This is a genomic window from Sorangium sp. So ce362, from assembly GCF_051519845.1.
GTDB lineage: Bacteria > Myxococcota_A > Polyangia > Polyangiales > Polyangiaceae > Sorangium.
Window position 1 is genome coordinate 4,480,196 of the sequence record NZ_CP150332.1, and the last position, 19,042, is coordinate 4,499,237.

Genomic DNA, 19,042 nt, shown 5'->3' on the forward strand with positions numbered 1-19,042 from the left:
AGCTCCCCCCCTGTCCCCCGGCCTTCCCGTGAAACCTCGATGGGCAGATGAGCGCGCCCCCGCCGCTCAGTACTTGCGCTTCGGGAGCTCCTGGGCGGCGGTCTCCATGGGGAAGACGCCCTCCTCGGTCACGATGCGCTTGGGCAGCGTCTTGCCTGCCACCACGTCCTTGACCGCGCTCATGAGCTGCGGCCCGAGCAGGGGGCTGCACTCGACGGTCACGTTGAGCTTGCCGGCCATCATCGCCTCGAACGCGCCCTTCACCGCGTCGATGGAGATGACGAGGATGTCCTTGCCCGGGCGGAGGCCGGCCTCCTCGATCGCCTGGATCGCGCCGATCGCCATGTCGTCGTTGTGGGCGTAGAGGACGTGGATGTTCTTGCCCTCCGCCTTGAGGAACGCCTCCATGACCTCCTTGCCCTTCGCGCGGGTGAAGTCGCCCGTCTGCGAGCGGATGATCTTGAGCTCGGGCCTGTCCTTGATGATCTCCTCGAACCCCTTCTTGCGGTCGATCGCGGGGGCCGAGCCGACGGTGCCCTGCAGCTCGACGATGTTGACGGGGTCCTTCTGATCCTTCGTCTTCTCGACCAGCCACTTCGCCGCGCGGCGGCCTTCCTCGACGAAGTCCGAGCCGATGAAGGTGACCCAGAGGCTCTCGTCCTTCACGTCCACGGCGCGATCGGTGAGGATGACCGGGATCTTGGCCGCGCTGGCCTCGCGCAGGACGGGCTCCCAGCCGGTCTCGACCACGGGCGAGAAGGCGATGACGTCGACCTTCTGGGCGATGAACGACCGGATGGCCTTGATCTGGTTCTCCTGCTTCTGTTGCGCGTCGGAGAGCTTGAGGTCGAGCCCGGCCTCCTTGGCCGCCTCCTCGATCGATTTTGTGTTCGCGGTCCGCCACTCGCTCTCGGCGCCGATCTGGGAGAACCCGAGCGTGATCTGCTTCTTTTCCTTCTGACAGCCCAGCCCGGCCAGGATCAGCGCCAGCCCGGCCAGCGCCACCATCGTCGTGGCGACAAAATTGCTCCTCTTCAAGGCGCAGCTCCTTTCATCGTGTCCATCGCCCCGTCTCCCGGGGCACCTTGGTCGTCCTCGCCGTCGTCCCGCGACGTCCGGCGTCACTTCTGGCCGTAGTACGCGCCCTTCCCGTGTTTCCGGTCGAAGTGCTTGCGCACGAGCGCCTCGGGCAGGCGCGCGGCGCCCGGGTGGATCGCGCGGGTGATGAACGCCATCCTCGCGATCTCCTCGAGCACCACGGCATTGTACACCGCCTTGTCGGCGTCCTCTCCCCACGCGAAGGGGCCGTGCCCCGCCACGAGCACCATCGGTGTGTGGATCGGGCTCCGCTCCCTGAAGCACTCGACGATCTGCTTCCCGGTCTCCGTCTCATAGTCGCCCTGCACGGCGTCCGCGCGCATCACCTCGGTGCACGGCACGTCCTCGGCCAGGTGATCCGCGTGCGTCGTACCGTAGATCGGGATCGGCGTGCCTGTCTGCGCCCAGCTCGTCGCGTAGGTCGAGTGCGTGTGCACGACGCCGCCCACCCCGTGGAAGCTGGCGTACAGCACGATGTGCGTCCGGGTATCCGAGGAAGGGCGGAGCTTGCCCTCCACCACGTTCCCCTCCAGGTCGACCACCACCATGTCGTCGGCCGATAGCCGATCGTACGCGATGCCGCTCGGCTTGATGGCCAGGACGCCCCGGTCGCGATCGAACGCCGAGACGTTGCCGAAGGTGTAGATGGCGAGCCCCCGGCGCGGGATCTCCAGGTTCGCCTCCCAGGCGCGCTCGCGCAGCTCTCGATAGGTCGTGCTCACATCCCGGCCCTCAGTGCGCCATCCGGTAGGCGAGGTCGTTCCAGCGGAGCTCGTTCTTGAGCGCGCGGATCTCGGTCCCCTCGCCGATGCAAACCACCTCCACGCCGGCGATGGAGGCGAAGTCCTCCACGTGCGCCATCGTCAGGGCGCGGCTGTGCGCGCAGTGATGGGCGCCCCCGGCCAGGATCCACGCCTCGCACGCGAGCTTGAAATCCGGCCTGGGGATCCACACCGCGCGCGCCACCGGCAGCTTCGGCATCGCCCTGTCGGGCGCCACCGCCTCGAGCTCGTTGGCGACGATCCGCATGCGGCCGCGCATGTCAACCATGGCGACGTTCACCGCGGGCCCGGTCCCGGCGTCGAAGACGAGCCGGCAAGGGTCCGCCTTGCTGCCGATGGAGAGCGGGTGGATCTCCAGCGACGGCTTCCCCGCGGCGATCGAGGGACAGATCTCGAGCATGTGGGCGCCGAGGACGCGCTCCTTCCCCTGGACGAGGTGATAGGTGTAGTCCTCCATGAAGGAGACGCCCCCGCGCAGGCCGGCCGACATGACCTTCAGGGCGCGGACCAGGCCGCAGGACTTCCAGTCGCCCTCCGCCCCGAAGCCGTAGCCGTCGGCCATGAGGCGCTGCACCGCGAGGCCGGGGAGCTGCTTGAGCCCGTGCAGGTCCTCGAAGGTCGTGGTGAACCCGCCGAAGCCGCCCTCCTCGAGGAAGGAGCGCATCGCCGCCTCCTGCCTCGCCGCGTACCGCAGCTCGCCGCGGCGATCTCCGCCCTTCCTCAGGGCGGGTGCGACGGAGTACGCCTCGTCGTACTCCGCCACCAGGCGGTCGACCTCGCGCTCGTCGACGTCGGCGATCCGCCCCACGAGATCGCCTATGCCGTAGCCGTTCACCGACCAACCGAGCTTGACCTGCGCCTCGACGCGATCGCCGCCGGTGACGGCCACCTCTCTCATGTTCATGCCGCCGAAGCGGGCGATCTTGAGCCGCCGCGCGTCCAGGATGGCGCAGGCGGCGCGCGCCCAGACGTCGAGCTTGGCGAGGACGTCGTCGTCCATCCAGTGGCCGACGACGACCTTCCGGTCGATGCGCAGGCGAGCGCCGATGTACCCGAACTCGCGGTCCCCGTGGGCCGACTGGTTCAGGTTCATGAAATCCATGTCGATGCTGTCCCAGGGGAGCTCGCGGTTATACTGCGTGTGCAGGTGCGCGAGCGGCTTCTCCAGGCGCAGGAGCCCCGCGATCCACATCTTCGCGGGCGAGAACGTGTGCATCCACGTGATCACGCCGGCGCACCGCGGCGTCGCGTTGGCCTCGCGGCAGACGGCGAGGATCGCCTCCGGGCTCTTGAGCGTCGGCTTCCAGACGACCTTGACCGGGAGCTTGCCGGAGGCGTCGAGATGCGCGGCGATCTCCCGCGCGTGCTCGGCGACCTGCTTCAGCGTCTCCTCGCCGTAGAGGTCCTGACTGCCCGTCAAGAACCACACCTCGAAGCTCTCCCGAAGTTCTTTCATCGCGACCCTGCTCATTGCGTCAGCTCCCTCTCCACGAACGACCCGAGCGCGACATAGTCCCGATAGAGCGCGTCATAGCGCCTGGCGCGCTCGGGATCCGGCCGATACCGGGCCTCGGTCCCGGGCGACATCGCGCGCTGTGCGTCCTCGATCGTGGCGTGCAGGCCGGCGGCCGTGGCGGCGAACATCGCCGCGCCCAGGGCCACCGGCTGCTCGCCGGCGCGGACCTCGACGGTCATGTCGAGCACGTCCGCCAGGACCTGCATGGTGAAGGGGCTCTTCCGCGCGACCCCGCCGACGCCGATGACGCCGTCGATGCGGAGCCCCTCGGACCGGAAGCGCTCGACGATGGAGCGCGAACCGAACGCGATCCCCTCGGCGAGCGCGCGGTAGATCCGCGGAGCGTCGGTGGCCAGGTCGAGGCGGACGAGGGCGCCCTTGAGCCGCTGGTCCGCGTCCGGGGTCCTCCGCCCGTTCAGCCAGTCGAGCGCCATCACCGAGCTCTGAGCCGGCGGGATCTCCGCGGCCGCCCTCTCCAGCTCGGGGATGATCCGGTCGATGACCTCCTCGGCGATCGCCGCGCGCGGCGCCTCCCCGTGCGAGCCCCCGGCGCCGGGGAGGGCAGGGGGGATGGCGAGGAGCGGCCAGCTGAGGAGCCGCTTGAACCAGGCAAAGACGTCACCGAAGGCGGACTGCCCCGCTTCGTAGCCGATCGCGCCGGGGAGGATCGAGCCGTCGACCTGGCCGCAGATCCCGGCGACGAGGACCTCCGGCGCGCCCGTCTTCGGGACGACGAGCATATCGCACGTGCTCGTGCCCATGACCTTGAGCAGGTGGTGCGGCTGGATATCGCCGCCGACCGCGCCCATGTGCGCGTCGAACGCGCCGACGGCGACGACCACGTCGCCCGGGATGCCGAGCCTCTCGGCCCACTCCGGCGAGATCGTCCCGAAGGGCGCGTCCGCGGTCCAGGTCTGCGCGCCGAGCGTGGCCCTGAGCGCGGGCAGGCGCGGATTCAGCCTCGCCAGGAACTCGTTCGACGGATAGCCGTCGAACGCCGCGTGCCACATCGCCTTGTGGCCGGCGGCGCAGCGGCTCCGCTTGATCCGCCCGAGGTCGTCTGTGCCGGTCAGGACGGCGGGGATCCAGTCGCAGTGCTCCAGGACGGTGACCGTCGCGCGCGCGACCGCCGGGTTGGCCTCGATGACGTGGAGCACCTTGGCCCAGAACCACTCGGCGGAGTACACGCCGCCCTCGAATTTCGTGTAATCCACGCCGCCCCAGGTCCGGGCGACCTCGTTGATCCGCGCCGCTTCGGCCACGGCGGTGTGGTCCTTCCAGAGAAGGAACATCGCGTCCGGGTCTTCCTCGAAGCCGGGGCAGAGCGCGAGAGGCCGGCCCGTCGCGTCGGCCAGGACCGGCGTGGATCCGGTGGTATCGACCGCGATCCCGCGCACGCGCGCGGCGACGTCGCTGCCCGCCTGGCTCAGGGCCGAGCGGACAGCCGCCTCCATGGCATGGAGGTAGTCGAGCGGATGCTGGCGGAACCGGTGCGCGTGTGGGTCGCAGTAGAGCCCCTGCGCCCAGCGCGGGTACGGCGCGACCGCAGCCCCCGCGAGCCCGCCGTCGCTCGCGTCCGCGACGACCGCGCGAACGGAGTCGGTGCCGAAATCGATGCCGATGACGAAGGTCCCGATGCCCATGACGATCCGCTGCAAGGTGAAGCCGAAGCCAGAAAAGTATGGCCCGAAACAGAATGTGAACGTTCACACGACGGATGTCAATTCCAATCGGTCCGTCTACGGCTATTCTCCCGCCCTGATGACGGACAAGGTGGATAGGTTGCTTCCGGAGCGCCGCGTCAAGAGGGGCGGGCGCCGGGCTGCGGTCATGGTGGACGTGGCCAAGCTCGCAGGCGTCTCGTATCAAACGGTGTCGCGGGTCCTGCACGACAGCCCGCATGTGCATCGCGACACGCGGGAGCGGGTGCTCGACGCGATCCGCCAGCTGGACTACCGGCCCAGCTCGGTGGCGCAGGCGCTCGTCACCGGGCGGTCGCGGACGCTGGGCGTGGTCAGCTTCGACACGACGCTCTACGGTCCGGCGTCGACCCTGCTCGGGATCGAGGACGCGGCGCACGACGCCGGCTACGGCATCAGCATCGCGAGCTTGAAGTCGCTCAGCCGCGCGCCGGTGGTGGAGGCCGTGCAGCGGCTGTGCGATCAGGGGGCGGACGGCATCGTCGTCATCGCCCCGCAGCGCTCGGCGGTGGACGCGCTCCGCCATCTCACGTCCGACGTCCCGGTGGTCGCCGTCGAGGGCGGGCCGGACGATTCGTTCCCGGTGGTCGCCGTCGATCAGCTCGGGGGCGCGGTGGCCGCGACGCGGCATCTCCTCGACCTGGGGCACCGGACGGTGTGGCACATCGCCGGCCCGCCCGAGTGGCTCGATGCCGACCAGCGCATCGACGGCTGGCGCTCGGCGCTGACGGCGGCCGGCGCCGAGATCCCGCCTCTGTTGCGCGGCGACTGGAGCGCGCGCTCCGGCTACGCGCTCGCCCCGCAGCTCGTGCGCACGCCGGGCATCACCGCCGTGTTCGTGGCGAACGATCAGATGGCGCTCGGCCTGCTGCGCTTCCTCCACGAGATCGGGCGCGAGGCGCCGCAGGACATCAGCATCGTCGGCTTCGACGACATCCCGGAGGCGGCCTACTTCACGCCCCCGCTCACCACCGTCCGCCAGGACTTCTCCGAGCTGGGACGCCGGTGCCTCCACCTCCTGCTCGACCAGATCGAGAGCGGCCAGCGCTCCTCGTCGCGCGTCGTGGTCGAGACCGAGCTCGTCCTGCGCAAGAGCACCGCCGCCCTCAGACACCCGTGAGCCCGCGTGGCGGGGACCTGCGAGCGTTCACATTTCAACGCCCTTCGAGGCAGATCGTGCGCACGAAGCGCCTCACGGTCGAGGCGCGATGCTCGGCGTAGTAGCCCTCCGCTGCCGCTCTCGACGCCTCGCCGGGCACCTCGAGGCAGTCCGCGATGATCTCGTAGCCGTCCTGGAGCGGGTCCGAGTCCCTGGGGTGCGCGCGACGAACCTCGTGCACGAGCTCGCGCATCCGCGCCCCGCTCCGCGCGCTCATCGCGTCGTTCAGCAGCGCGATCAGGCCGTTCTCATGCTGGATCTCGAGGTGACGCGGCGTGACCGGGTGAGGGTGAGCGGGGCCGTCGTGTCGGTCGTCGGGGCTCGGCCCGATGACGGGCAGGTCGAGGGCCGCCGCGGCGACCTCGGCGCTGCCGAGCGCCGCGGGCGGTCCGGCCGACGCGCGGCGCGACGCTCCCTCGCGCGGCGCCTCCTCCCGCGACGTCTCCTGCCGAGATGAAGGCAGCCGTCGTCCATCGGGCTCTCGCGAGCGATGGACGACGTAGAGCGCCGCGCCGAGGAGCATCAGCGCGGCCACGACCCAGCGCCCGCGCGTCGACCTCACGGGATCGTCACCGTCCATGTCACCGTCTCTTGCGAGCGGAGCCAGCTGTCTCGACCCCAGCAGGGATCGATGTAACGGGGGTTCGTCGAGGGCGGCGGGTCGAGGCACTCCCCGCTGCGGTAGCGCACCCACTCTTCGCCGGCGTTGTCGTAGGCCCTGGCGACGATGGTGTGAGTGCCCGGGGCGAGGCCCGCCGCGGCGACGTTGTAGACGGGGCCGCCGTCGGTCGCGATCACGTCGCCGTCGAGCGTCCAATCGACGCTGATGACCTCGGGATCGATCACGTTGACCGCGAGCGTCGCCGGGGCCGTGACGGTGCCAGCGGGTGGATCGGTCGAGTCGATCGGCTTGACGCGCATCCAGATGTCCATGATGATCTTCTCGCGCGAGACCGGGTTGAAGCTCGTGTCCTTGTTGTCTCCAAACAGGCTGTTCATCATCGAGTTCGAAGACGGGCGGTACTGCCCGCTGTCGACATAGCGGCTGCCGACGAAGGTGCCCTGGATGCCCGTGGCGTCGGCGGCGTCATGGCCCAGCCACTTGTCCCATTTGCCCGCCGTCGTCGTGCAATCGCTCGTCGAGTTCACCTCGACGTACTCGGTGCCGCTGCCGCTGCACGTGTTCGCGCCGCAGCTCGAGCCCGTCGCCTTGGCGCAATACTCGTCGGCCAGCTGATGGAAGCCGTGGCCACCTTCATGCAGGGCCGCTCCGGCGGCCTCCGGATGCGCGCCGGACCAGAGCATCCACGACGCGCCCGTGTTCCACCAGCGATTGTTGTTCAACACGATGGCGTGCCAGTCGACCTCGAGATCATCGGGGAGGTTCGCCTTGAGCGCGTCATCCGCCGCACGGGTATCGCAGTCTGCGAGGCGGCTCTCATCGTCGCCCGAGCAGCCGAGCGCTCCTGGGACGCCGTTCGAGGGGCTGACCAGCTTGATGGCGCAGATGTTGACGAACTTGCGATATCTGCCGTACGGCTCGCCGATCGGGCTGCTGAAGCGCAGGTCCATCGCCGCCTCGACGTGCTCGATGTACGTGGTGTTCACGGTCGTGGCGTCGTAGCCGTCGCCCAGGATGACGTAGTTGACGCGGTTGACCGGTGGGCCAGCGCTCTCGATGGTCACGCCATTCGTGCCGCAATCGAGGACGTAAGCGGAGCCGCCTCCTCCATCGCCGCCGGGGACGAAGGCTCCCCCGGCGCCCGTGCCGGCAGAGCCGCCCTGGGCCGCGCCGCCCGAGCCGCCCGAGCCGGGACTGCCGCTGCCTGCTGCCCCGCCGCTGGCAGAGCCGCCCTCCGACGTACCGCCGCCGTCCGTCGTCGCCGTGCCGCTGCCGGGGGCCTCGCCGCAAGCGCAGAGCGCCACAAGACTCACGACGCGCAGCATGCAGCTCGATTTCATCGCTCTCGCCTCACGATCTCTCGCCGGTTGCAATGCCAAACGGGAACCGGGAGCCTGCGCCGCAGGTGCGTGTGAGCCCTGCGGCCTCCGCTCACCCGAACAGCCCCTCGATCGCCGTGGTCCGCTGGTCGCTGTCCCCCATCACGAGATCCGGGACACCGAAGGCGGCCGCGCACGCCATCCACACGTCGTTGGTGGAGCGGAGGCCGCGATTGCGGTTGGTCCACACCTGCCCGCCGCGCAGCTTGGTGCCCTCGCCGCCGAACAGCAACCACGGCATGTTGTCCCAGTTGTGCGTTCGCGTGCCGACCTCCGTGATGTAGGGGACCAGCGTGCTGTCGAGCAGCCTCCCGCCGGCCACGTCCTCCGTCTCCGCGAGCTCCTGCAGAAAGCCGGCGACGTGGCCGGCGTAGAACTCTTCTACCCGCGTGAGGAACTCGAGCGTGTCGCGCGTATCGGGATCGTGGCTCGTGGTGTGGTGCACCTTGAAGATGGAGGAGTCGGGCGGCCACAGCTCGCCGAAGCTCACGTGGTTCGTGCCAGGGGCCCACTGGAACGTGACCACGCGCGTCAGGTCGCAGCGGAAAGCGGCCTTGATCACGGCGAAATGCAGGGCGCCGATGCGCGCGTGCTTCACGTCGTCGCGCTCCGAGACGACGTGCGAGCTCTCGTAGGGATCGATGTGCCCGCTCACGTCGATGGTCTCTGGCTCCTGCGGGACGCCGCAGGACGCGGGATCCCTCGGGGCCGCGTCAAACTCCTTCTCCACCTCGCGGATGGCGGCGGCGTGCCCCTCCAGCGCATCTCGCTGCGAGCTCGGCGCGAGGCTCTGAAGGCGCTTCAGGTCCTTCATCGCGAAGTCGAGCACGCTCTTCTTCTCCAGGCGCGCCCGCGCCAGGGCATCCAGGTTGTCGTCCGTCGGGCCGCCCGGCATCAGCGTGCCGAACACCCGCCGGTACGCCTCGAGCGGCTGGTAGTAGGGCTTCATCGGCGCGCGCGGGCCCGAATAGGACATGTGGCGGGTCGACACCTCGGGCGTGTCGGCGCGGTTGTCGCAAGAGACCTGGAGCGATGCGATGGGGGGGCCCTGCAGCTCGAGCGACTGCTTCACGAGCAGCTGGTCGATGCTCGGCCCCTCGGCCATCGGATCGTCACCGCCGTTGCCCGGATACAGCTGCTTGGTCCGCTGCCCCGTGGCCATCAGCACCGTTCCGCGCTCGTGGCCGCCGCCGACGGACCCATCGAAGGGCAGCTTCAGATCGCGCATCACGACCATGCGAGCCTTCATGGGCGCGAACGGGTCGAGGATGCGGGAGAGCGTGAAGTCGGTCCCGTCCCCTTGCGGCCAGAAGTTCTGATACACGGTGCCGACCGGGCGCTGCACGATCAGCAAGCGCTTCGGCGCCGTCGCGCCCTCCGCGGCCGACTCGAGGCCCTTGAGCACCGTGACGAGGCCCGCGGCGGCGCCGATGCCTTGCAGGAAGCGGCGGCGAGACCATGCATAGGATAGGTTGTAGCGCACAGTCAATTCCCCTTGGCGCGCTCGGTCAGCGCCGGCGATGTCACGATGGCTCTCACGACGTTGGGTAGTGTCCGCTGGCCCTCCGGCAGCGTCGCGATCACGCGCTCGACCTGACAGGCGCGGGGCGTGAGCGTGTCGTCGTCCGTGCCGTAGGTCAGGAGGTGCCGCGTGACGCAGGTGGCGAATCCATCGGTCTCCGCGACGGCGTCGATGAACTCGACGGCGCTCGCGTAGATCCCCCCGATGTCGCCCCTGCCGGTCAGGTCGACGCGCGCGTCGATCGGCTCCCCATCGACGGTGTCGCGGTACCGGCCGACCGGATCGTACTGCTCGAGCAGCAGGCCGAACGCGTCGAACTGGTTGTGACACCCCGCGCAGGTGGCGTTCGCGGCGCGCGCGTCGGCGCGCTCGCGCTCGCTCAGGTCGGCATCGAGCAATTCCTGGATCGCGTCCGCGACCGACTCCGGGGGCGCGCCGATCTTCCCCATGCAGAGCAGCGCCCCGTGCACGAAGAGCCCTCGCGCGACGACGCTCGTGTTGTCGGTCCGGGACAGCGCCGCGAGCAGACCGGGCTGCGTGAGGATCCCGGCGCGCTCATCGGCCGGCAGCGTGACCCTCGCGAACTCCTCCGGGTCCGCGCCCGTGTGCTCCACGCCGTAGACCTGCGCGAGCAGACCGTTCACGAACGTCTCCCTCGAGGTGAGCAGGGCCGACACGTCCGCGCCGCGGTTCCACAGGAGCTCCTCCAGGAGCAGCTCGGTCTCGTGGAACATGCTTGCCTGGAGAGCGGGGGTGTACTCGGGGAAGAGCCCTGGATCCTTCACCGTGCCGAACAGGTTGCTGAGCCCCCACGCCGCGATCAGCGTGGTGCTCAGGCTGCGGCGCGTCTCGGGCTTCTCGAGCAGGCGCTCGGTCTGGCGCATCAGCTCCGCAGGGTCGTTCAGGGCGCCGGAGTCGGCGGCGGCGGCGAGATCTGCGTCCGGCAGGCTGTCCGTCAAGAAGAACGAGAGCTCGCTCGCGGTCTCGTGCGCCGAGAGCTTCACCACATCGCCGTCCGCGCCGTCGCCGAGCTCGGTGCGGTAGGAGAAAGAGGGCGACGCAAGGATCGCCTCGACAGCGAGCGAGACGCCGCGTTCGTAGCTCGTCTCGCTCCCGAGGCGAACCACGGACCCCAGGTTGTCGAGCTCCGTCGCGTCCATCGGCCGGCGGAACGCCCGCTGCGCGAACCGCGTCAGGAACGCCGTGGCGCAGGCGTCGTCTCCGTCAGGGGCGCAGCCGGTCACCTGCTCGAAGCGCCCCGCGAGGCTCTCGGCCGCATAGGCGGCCCTCGCGAGCCGCGTATGCACGAGGGAGGTCCCGGCCACGACGCCCTTCTTGGCAAACGGCTTCGTCCGCGCGTCCGGCGCCTGGTCCGGCTCGATGGCCTCATCTCCCAGGAGATCCCGGATGGCGTTCGAGAACTGCAGATCGGCGAGCAGCACGATCCGTCGCTCCAGCCGCGGGTTGCACAGGCCGTCTCCGCTCCCCGAGGGATTCCCTTCGCCGCCCGGGGAAATCGCGCCATCACCGAGCTCGCCAACGCACCCTGCAACGAGGAGCGAAGCGCATGCGACCATCCCCCGCAGTCGAGAGGCGAGCTTGCTGCGAGTGAACGTTTCCACCTCCGGGCGCTCGTACGCGACGCTCGGATCAGGAACGCGAGTGGAAAGTTTCATGACTTCGGCTGCGCGACATCGGTCCTCGAGGCGCCTTGGAGCTTTGTCGCGAGCGGGCTCCAAGGCGGCGTGAGCACCGCCTTCAGCGGCGGCCAATAACGAAGATCGATTCACACGATACCTCCCGGCGAGTCCGCCGTGCTGCGTGGATAATCCCATGACCCTCTGGGCTGCGGCAAGCGCGCTGGGACCGCGCCGCGCGGCCGCCCCGGATCGGAGCCGCTGCGCCCCTCCGCGCGGCCGATCCTCGTGTCGTCGGGGATGGTGGCGCTCGCGACACTCGGTCATCGTACCGGTGGTGAACCCATTGTTGTTCATGGTCAAACCGTCGACCATGGCAACCTACGCGGGCAACCGCCGTGATGCCGTTCGCCTTCTCGATCTCGAGGCAGGCCGACGCATCGTGCAGCGGGGTCGGGCCCGCCATCACGCCGCCTCCCATCGCGCTGTCGTCGATGACGAAGGTCCCGGTGCGGATGACGCCCCGCTGCAAGGTGAGGCCGAAAAAGATGAGCCTCCAACCGGAGGTGATCGTTCACATGGCCGAGGTCAACTCCAATCGGTCCGCCCGCGGCTATTCTCCGGCCCTGACGACCGACAAGGCTGACGAACGGTCCAGCTCGGCGGCTCGCACCGGGAGCAACCGCTGCCGCGATCGTCGCATTGACACGCCGTTTCCCGGGATTTGACACGAGGCATTATGATGCCGTGAAGGCTTGACACAAGGCATCATGCGGTCGTGCTGGTGGGCCCGGAAATTCGTCGGCGATCCGAAAGTCAAGCTCCTCGTGACAGCGGCCGCATCGTTCAGCCCGGCTGCGCGCGACGGTTGGTGAGATAGCTCGTGTAGCGATCCACCCTCGCGGGAAAGCGACACTCTATCCGTAATTATCCAACCATCCCGACATTGAGGGGCACGTCCCATCTTGACCCCTTGTTTTATGGCGAGTAGTGTACACGGCCGGTTGGCAACCGGTCGTGTGTTGCCTGTCTGCGAATTCTGCGCAGGGCCGACTATCGAGCGCGATCAAGCGTTGATCTTGGATTGGCTAGCGGTCGAACCACGGCGGGCGTGAACGCTCGAATCCGTGTTCCGTGCGCTGAATTTGTGCTTAACGAAAAGAGCTAAGTTATGAGAATCCGAGGAAGCCATATCTTCTTGTGTTCCTTCTCCCTCGCCGGCCTGCTGGCCATCGGCTGCGGCGGCGACAGCGCGAGCGGGGGCGAGACCGGCTCGGGCGGCGCGGGCGCTGGCACTCCCACGGGCTCGGGCGCGGGCGCTGGCACCCCCACGGGCTCGGGCGCGGGCGCTGGCACCCCCACGGGCTCGGGCGCGGGCGCTGGCACCCCCACGGGCTCGGGCGCGGGCGCTGGCACCCCCACGGGCTCGGGCGCCGGTGGCGGCACCACCAACCCGAACGGGGACCCCACGCCGGCCACCGATGACTCGCCGGCCGGTAAATTCCGGGTCAACCCCGATAACGGCCGCCTGATGGCCGACGGCACGGAGTTCCAGGTTCGCGGCGGCAACTGGTTCGGGCTCGAGGGGCAGGACGATCTCGATCGTCCCGGCGCCATGGAGCTCTTCATCGGGTCGATGTGGTGGGCGGAGAACTCCGCCCCGCGCACCATCGAGAAGACGATGCAGGAGCTCAAGAGCTCCAATCTCAAGTTCAACACGATCCGGCTCCCCATCGCGCCGCAGACCCTGGTCGCCGACCACCCGGACGGCAACTACAGCACCACCACGCCCCGGATCAGGAACAACGACGAGACCGTCTATCCGTACGCCAACGCCCTCGAGGCGCTCGAGGACTTCCTCAAGAAGGCCTCCGCGAACAACCTGAACGTCATCATAGGCATCCACTCCTGCTCGAACCACCTCGGGTGGCGCGCGGGCAGGCTCGACGATAACAAGCCCTACGTGGACAGCGAGCGCGAGAACTACGACTACAAGGCGGACGACTACAACTGCGTTGAGGGCGCGGACGCCTACGACATGGACAAGTGGCTCGCGAACATCCGTACGATCGCGAAGCTGCCCGCGAAGCTCGGGATCAAGAACATCATCGGCGTCGATTGCTTCAACGAGCCGTGGAAGTACAGCTGGCGCGAGTGGGCGGACATGGCCAAGGCCTGCTACGACGTCATCAAAGAAGAGAATGATGACATGATCGCGGTGGTCCAGGGCGTGTCGGGCAGCCACCAGACCCCGGGCGGCATGGGCCTGGAGCTGGAGCCGGAGCCCCACGGCGATGAGAACCTCAACCCGAACTGGGGTGAGAACTTCTACGGGCAGACGGCCTACCCGATCCAGATCCCCAAGAATCGGCTCTGCTTCTCGCCCCACACCTACGGGCCTGCAGTGTTCGTTCAGAAGCAGCACGTCGATCAGTCGAAGGCCGGCTGCGAAGGGCTCGAGGACGAGGCGGCCGCCGCGGCCGGGTGCGGGCTGATCCTGGAGCGGAGCAACGCACAGGCTGTCGCGAGCCTGACAAAGCAGTGGGACGAGCACTTCGGGTTCCTGCACGACGAGAAGTTCTGCGTGATCACCGGCGAGTTCGGCGGCGTGAAGGACTGGCCGAAGAACGAGATGGACCCGGCGCTGGCCCAGCAGTGGGCGCACTTGCCTGCCGGCAAGCGCTACGACTGGGAGTGGCAGAACATGTACACGGACTACCTGATCAAGAAGGGGATGACGGACTTCACCTACTGGTCCATCAACCCCGAGTCGGGTGATACGGGTGGCATCTACGAGCACGCGTACACCGACGCCGACAAGACGGGCTGGGGCACCTGGACGAAGCTCGACGCGGAGAAGGTCGAGATGCTGGCTCGCCTCAAGTAGACCGAGTCGCGGATCATGAAGACCGCCCGCAGGCCTGGACCTGCGGGCGGTTTTTCTTTGTGGCCAGCGACTGCGACGGCGGGATGACCGGCGCTTCACGCCACGGCGTCTCCGCGTGGCGCGAGCGCGGCCAGACGTCGCTCATTCATGAGGGCAGACCAGCGCTTCGGGCGGGCTCGTGTCGTGCGTGCCCACGCCAGCGATGCGGTTGTCCTCCGGGTAGAAGAGCGCCTCTCCGTCCGTCGGGCCCGACAGCCAGCATAGCTGCTGCACGGATCTCGATTGCCTCCCGCGCGAGGCGCTGCACCGCGCGACCTCGCCCCCGTAGACCGTGACGTTGCTGGCCTGGATCATGATACCAGGGTAGGCGCCCGACGCCGGACGCAAGGCGTTGTTGAAGACGAGCGGGTTCGCCAGGATCACGGTTCCGACCCGGAGCGCGTTCGTGGGCAACGACGTCCGCGACTGCAGGTGAACGCCGTAATACCCGTTGCCCCAGGACCAAAGATCATGGAGCTCCACGTCGTTGCCCGCCTGGAGATGCACGCCATGGTACCCATTGTAAGCGGACTTGACCCTCTGGAGCACGATCCGCTCCGGGCGATCCCTCACGAGGGGGCTTGCCATGGCGACGCCAGCGCCGCCGTTGTGATGAAAGTAGCTGTCCTGGACCACGACATTCCTGGGCACCGAGCCCGGGAGGGCAATCCTGCTGGGGACCTGGGCGGCGATCCACAGGCCGTGCCCACCGTAGACGGTCGTAGAGCCATCGCCCGGGTGAATCAGGCTATGGTGGACCTCGCAGTTCCGCACGGTCACATTCGCGGTGACGATCTTGATCCCGCCGGCTCCGAGCGGGCCGTTGATGTTCTTGATCTCGCAGTTTTCAACGAGGATCGGGGGGGTGGCATGGTATCTGGCGACCGATGCCAGGTAGATGCCGCCCTTCGGCACGCCGTCCACGATCACGTTCCGGATCGCGCCTCCGGACCCCATGGCAAAGGTGATTCCATCCAGGTTGGATGGCTTGCAGGAAGGCAGCTGAGGTGAGAACGGCGCGTACCGCATGATGACGTTCTCCACCTCGCAGTACGAGCAGTTATTGATATGAATCCCGCTGTTGGCCGTCTTTCTTGGCCCCTCCGTGAGCTCGATCTGCAGATTGCGGATCCGGAGCCCAGCGACCGCGTCGACCACGTGCCCGCTCGGCCTGACGACCCTGCTGACCTGGATCGCCCCGGGAAACTGCTCCGGATTGCAGGGGATCGCCACCAGCGTCGCGGTCTCCGGATCGCCAGGGGCGGCGTCGGGAGACAGCTCAGGCCCCACCAGGGTCAACGCGTTGTAATGAGGTCGCAGCGGTGTGCGCAGCACGTACCGCCCGGCGGGGAAGGCCACGGTGCGCCTGGCGTTCCTCAGCGACGCTGCACATTCGATGGCCCGCGCGATGCCCGGGCTGTCGTCGACGTCATGGCTGCGGTCCACGGAGGGGTCGGCGGAGAAGGGCCATTCCGCCGGCCTTGCCAGGTAAGGCAGGACATCCACCACGCCGTCCGGGTCGACGGACCCCGCCAGACAGCAGGTCGACCCCTGGCACGCGTTCAGATCCTCGTGCAGTACGCGGGTGCCGGCGCATACCTTGCTCTCGGGACAAAAATCTCCCGTGCAGAGCGGCGACTCGGTAGCGTAAGTGGGGCACGGTTTGAGGGTATCTTCGTCTGCGGTGAGCGGCGGTTCGGTGTAGGGCGCATCGAGGCTGCAGAGATCGGGGTACGCCGCGCTCTCCTCCGCGGGAGGGTGGTAGCCCCAAGCAGCGCTGGAGCCGCCGGAGCTGGCCGGGGACACCGCCGCCCCGGCCGGGGCGGAGATGAGCGCGAACAGGCCACACGTCCAGGTCCTCATGATCCAGCGCGTGAACGGCATGCGTTTTCCTGATATTTGCTGAGGGTCACGTGGTTAATACAAGATGTGACAAGCGAGAGGCGGTCTGGCAAATCATTGTTGGATCGATGGTAGAGGGATCTCCTGGTGCATCCCGGCAGCGCTGGTGTTGGAGCGCTACGGACCGTGTCCGGCATGAGCGGTGTTCCCGGGTGGGCACAACGAGGGCGGCGCGACGCAGCAGGTCAGTTGATACCGGAGAGCGCGCCATCGTGGAGATGAGTGGAGAACTGGCGCCGGACGACGGTGGACGGAGGGCGCCGCGTGCCCACGCCGTTCGGCGCCCGGGAGCGTGCGAGCCGCTTCCCTCCTGACGGCGTTGCGGGTTACCGTTCGCTCGTGCGCGTCCTGGAGGTGTCCTGCGCCCTGCCGATCCTCGTGATTCTGGCGAGGTACGTGCGGGAGAAGCTCGGCACCGGCAGGATGGGCGAGATGCTCTTCGCCTGCCACGTCGCGGGCCTCGCCGTGGCGCTCGGCCTCCTCGCCGGGTCTGCGTGGCTCGTCGGGCCGGCGTTCGTCTTTTCTGTGGGCGTGGGCGTCCCCGCGTGGCTCATCGAGGTCATCGCCACCCGAAAGACAACGCCCCTCGCGGTCGCCGCGCACCTCGCGCCGCCCGCGGCTGCCGCGCTCCACCTCGCGCAGCGCGGCCTGCCCGCGGGCAGCGCGCTCTCGGCCTGGGGCGCGTTCGTCGCGTTGCTGCTGCTGAGCTTCTTCGCGACCGACCCGGCGCTCAACGTGAACCTCGCCCACCGTCCGTCCCGAGAAATGGCGTACTTCGCGCCCACGCCCTGGTCGGCGCGTCTTCTGACGGCAGGCGCGTCGCTCGGCGCGCTGCTGGTGGCGGAGTGGGGCTCGGCGCGTGTCTTCGGCCGGGGTGTGGCGCCCCAGGCCTGGGGGTGATCATGCGCTTTCGTGATCGAGGGGTCTATCATTTCGCGGGGCGCGTCCGCTGCCCCTTTGCCGGGCTGGGTACGCGCGGCGATCACGAGAGCAACCGCCTGGCCCTCGACGATGATCGCTCCCAGATCGATCTGGATACCGGGGCGCGGCGCATCGTTCTTTACAACGATCATCCCTACCAGCAGAAGACCGTCATCGGCGATGTCCTGTTCCTGGCCGAGGGGACCACGGCGAGCGGGCGCAGATCCCCGTTCGGCGTGCACCTCAAGGTGTTCAAGAAGGGGCGCGTGTTCTCGTTCGATCTGCACCGGCACATGCGCGCGGGCGAGCCCCTGGTGACGGCGACTTTCGAGCCCTTCGAGGTGATCGTGAAGGACGCGGTCACCCGCGTCGTCGCGCTGACGCCCGACGAGGTGCGTGAGCTCTGCCTGCGCCCGTCTCTCGCGCTGCGCGCGGTCAAGGCGATCATGGCCACGCGGGATCTACGCCCGGGCGCGGCGCAGGATCCGGCGCAGGCGGGCTATCGCGTCGCGGATCTGTCGGTGGGGTTCGGGGCGCTCGGGGTTCATCACGGCATCGTGCGGGCGCAGCTCGTGTCGCTCGACGGGGCGAACGCGCCGCTCATCCGCCGCGGATCGGTGCCCGAGATGCTGCGCGAGGGGGCGTGGGAGCTGTCGCTCACCGCGCTGTCGAAGCGGTGGCTCGACGCGGTGATCGCCCGCGATCTGTTCCTGTTCGGGCTGGAGGGCGTGTCGATCTTGCGGCGGGTGCGGGAGCGCGGGCTCACCGAGGGGGAGACGCTCTCGTTCCGGTTCGAGCAGGGCGGCGGCTGGGTGGTGCTGGGGGAGGCGAGGGAGGCGCTGCCCGAGGCGACCGACGTGGCGCGGGCATATCTGGAGTTCCATCTGCTGGGCGGGCTCCTGGCGGAGCACGCGGAGGGGAGACGGCAGGAATGACGACCGGCTTCCCGCGCGCGGGAAGGAGCAGGGGCGGGCGGCCATGCTAGGTTCCGGGCCATGAGCGATGACAGCCCTGGCGTCCCGACTCCGCCCATGGCCAGCGAGGCCTGTGGCTACTTGATCCGGCAGTTCGAGATAGCGTGGCAGCTCACCAGCTTCCACCTCGACGGGCTCGCCACCGAAGAGTGCCTGTGGCGCCCTGCTGACGAGGGATTGCACGTCCGTCAAACCCCCGATGGCCAGTGGCGCGCCGACTGGCCGGAGCACGAGGGATACGACCTCGGCCCGGCGAGCATCGCGTGGCTGACGTGGCATCTCGGCTTCTGGTGGTCCATGGTGCTCGACCACTCCTTCGGCGGCGGAGCTCTCGCTCGCGAGAGCGTGACGTGGCCTGGCAGCGCCGACGACGTGCGCGCGTGGCTCAGCGCGCTTCAGGAACGGTGGCGAGCGGCGCTCGAGCAGGCCACCGACGACGACCTGCGCTCGACGCGGCGGACGCGATGGCCGTTCCAGGACCGTCCGTTCGGTGACGTCGTCGCGTGGGCCAACGTCGAGCTCACGAAGAACGCCGCCGAGATCGGCTACGCCCGCTTCCTCTACGCGCGAAGGCCGCGCAGGTAGGGGGCAAACCTGCGCGTCTCCGCCAGGGGGCGACCGGGCTGCTTCACGGTGGTGTGGCCTACCTGGGCGTGTCGGTGCAACCTGGGTTGGGTCGCGCCTCGCGGCCACCCGACCCACGATGTTCGGCTTCGGGTGGAAATTTGACTCACGGCTGCAAATAGTGTGGCGCAGCGCGGGATCCTCAACCCGGGTCGGGTCGCCCGACTTCGAGCGCGTATCGTGATCACTTCCAGGCCTGGCGGGAATTGTGGGGGCCGAGCTGCCGGCGTGCGTATCTCTGAGCGTGTGCGCTCCGGCTCGTGCCGCTGCCCATCGGCTC

General features: G+C 68.7%; 15 protein-coding genes. 6 read left to right on the plus strand and 9 right to left on the minus strand.

Annotated features, from left to right (window positions below; all coding sequences use genetic code 11):
- Positions 1–66: 66 nt before the first annotated feature.
- From WMF17_RS17345 to WMF17_RS17360, 4 genes are all read right to left on the minus strand, one after another.
- Positions 67–1,008 carry an ABC transporter substrate-binding protein gene (locus tag WMF17_RS17345; protein WP_437604265.1) on the minus strand — a complete coding sequence of 314 codons (942 nt, stop codon included), beginning with the start codon at positions 1,006–1,008 and terminating at the stop codon, positions 67–69.
- 113 nt (positions 1,009–1,121) lie between these two features.
- Positions 1,122–1,820 (minus strand): L-ribulose-5-phosphate 4-epimerase, encoded by a 699-nt coding sequence (locus WMF17_RS17350; protein ID WP_437603189.1) that lies wholly within the window; start codon positions 1,818–1,820, stop codon positions 1,122–1,124.
- 10 nt (positions 1,821–1,830) lie between these two features.
- Complete coding sequence (gene araA / locus WMF17_RS17355) at positions 1,831–3,336, minus strand: L-arabinose isomerase (RefSeq protein ID WP_437603190.1); 1,506 nt, start codon at positions 3,334–3,336, stop codon at positions 1,831–1,833.
- A gap of 11 nt (positions 3,337–3,347) precedes the next feature.
- Positions 3,348–5,039: a ribulokinase gene (locus tag WMF17_RS17360; RefSeq protein WP_437604266.1), complete on the minus strand. Its 1,692-nt coding sequence runs from the start codon at positions 5,037–5,039 to the stop codon at positions 3,348–3,350.
- Between the two features lie 187 nt (positions 5,040–5,226).
- Between WMF17_RS17360 and WMF17_RS17365 the strand changes: the two genes are divergently transcribed.
- On the plus strand, positions 5,227–6,216 hold the full coding sequence (locus tag WMF17_RS17365) for a LacI family DNA-binding transcriptional regulator (protein WP_437604267.1): 990 nt from the start codon (positions 5,227–5,229) through the stop codon (positions 6,214–6,216).
- A 34-nt stretch (positions 6,217–6,250) separates the two neighbouring features.
- Here the strand turns inward: WMF17_RS17365 and WMF17_RS17370 are convergent, their stop codons facing one another.
- From WMF17_RS17370 to WMF17_RS17385, 4 genes are all read right to left on the minus strand, one after another.
- Positions 6,251–6,835, minus strand: coding sequence for a hypothetical protein (locus tag WMF17_RS17370; RefSeq protein ID WP_437603191.1), 585 nt, complete (start codon positions 6,833–6,835; stop codon positions 6,251–6,253).
- Complete coding sequence (locus WMF17_RS17375; protein ID WP_437650511.1) at positions 6,814–8,217, minus strand: M64 family metallopeptidase; 1,404 nt, start codon at positions 8,215–8,217, stop codon at positions 6,814–6,816. The genes WMF17_RS17370 and WMF17_RS17375 overlap by 22 nt, the downstream gene beginning before the upstream one ends.
- 91 nt (positions 8,218–8,308) lie before the next feature.
- Positions 8,309–9,739 carry a DUF1552 domain-containing protein gene (locus WMF17_RS17380; protein WP_437603193.1) on the minus strand — a complete coding sequence of 477 codons (1,431 nt, stop codon included), beginning with the start codon at positions 9,737–9,739 and terminating at the stop codon, positions 8,309–8,311.
- A gap of 2 nt (positions 9,740–9,741) precedes the next feature.
- Positions 9,742–11,400 (minus strand): DUF1592 domain-containing protein, encoded by a 1,659-nt coding sequence (locus WMF17_RS17385; RefSeq protein ID WP_437650512.1) that lies wholly within the window; start codon positions 11,398–11,400, stop codon positions 9,742–9,744.
- A 413-nt stretch (positions 11,401–11,813) separates the two neighbouring features.
- On the opposite strand from WMF17_RS17385, the gene WMF17_RS17390 reads away from it, so the two are divergent.
- Entirely contained in the window at positions 11,814–12,143 is a 330-nt protein-coding gene (locus tag WMF17_RS17390) for a hypothetical protein (protein WP_437603195.1), read from the plus strand.
- 470 nt (positions 12,144–12,613) lie between these two features.
- Positions 12,614–14,302 carry a glycoside hydrolase family 5 protein gene (locus WMF17_RS17395; RefSeq protein ID WP_437650513.1) on the plus strand — a complete coding sequence of 563 codons (1,689 nt, stop codon included), beginning with the start codon at positions 12,614–12,616 and terminating at the stop codon, positions 14,300–14,302.
- A gap of 141 nt (positions 14,303–14,443) precedes the next feature.
- On the opposite strand, the gene WMF17_RS17400 is transcribed toward WMF17_RS17395, so the two are convergent.
- On the minus strand, positions 14,444–16,225 hold the full coding sequence (locus tag WMF17_RS17400; protein ID WP_437603197.1) for a right-handed parallel beta-helix repeat-containing protein: 1,782 nt from the start codon (positions 16,223–16,225) through the stop codon (positions 14,444–14,446).
- Between the two features lie 282 nt (positions 16,226–16,507).
- On the opposite strand from WMF17_RS17400, the gene WMF17_RS17405 reads away from it, so the two are divergent.
- From WMF17_RS17405 to WMF17_RS17415, 3 genes are read left to right on the plus strand one after another with little or no spacing between them, the layout of a single operon-like run.
- On the plus strand, positions 16,508–17,143 hold the full coding sequence (locus tag WMF17_RS17405) for a hypothetical protein (protein WP_437603198.1): 636 nt from the start codon (positions 16,508–16,510) through the stop codon (positions 17,141–17,143).
- 2 nt (positions 17,144–17,145) lie between these two features.
- Positions 17,146–18,099 carry a hypothetical protein gene (locus WMF17_RS17410; protein ID WP_437603199.1) on the plus strand — a complete coding sequence of 318 codons (954 nt, stop codon included), beginning with the start codon at positions 17,146–17,148 and terminating at the stop codon, positions 18,097–18,099.
- Positions 18,100–18,159: 60 nt separating this feature from the next.
- On the plus strand, positions 18,160–18,723 hold the full coding sequence (locus WMF17_RS17415; RefSeq protein WP_437603200.1) for a DinB family protein: 564 nt from the start codon (positions 18,160–18,162) through the stop codon (positions 18,721–18,723).
- Positions 18,724–19,042 lie beyond the last annotated feature (319 nt).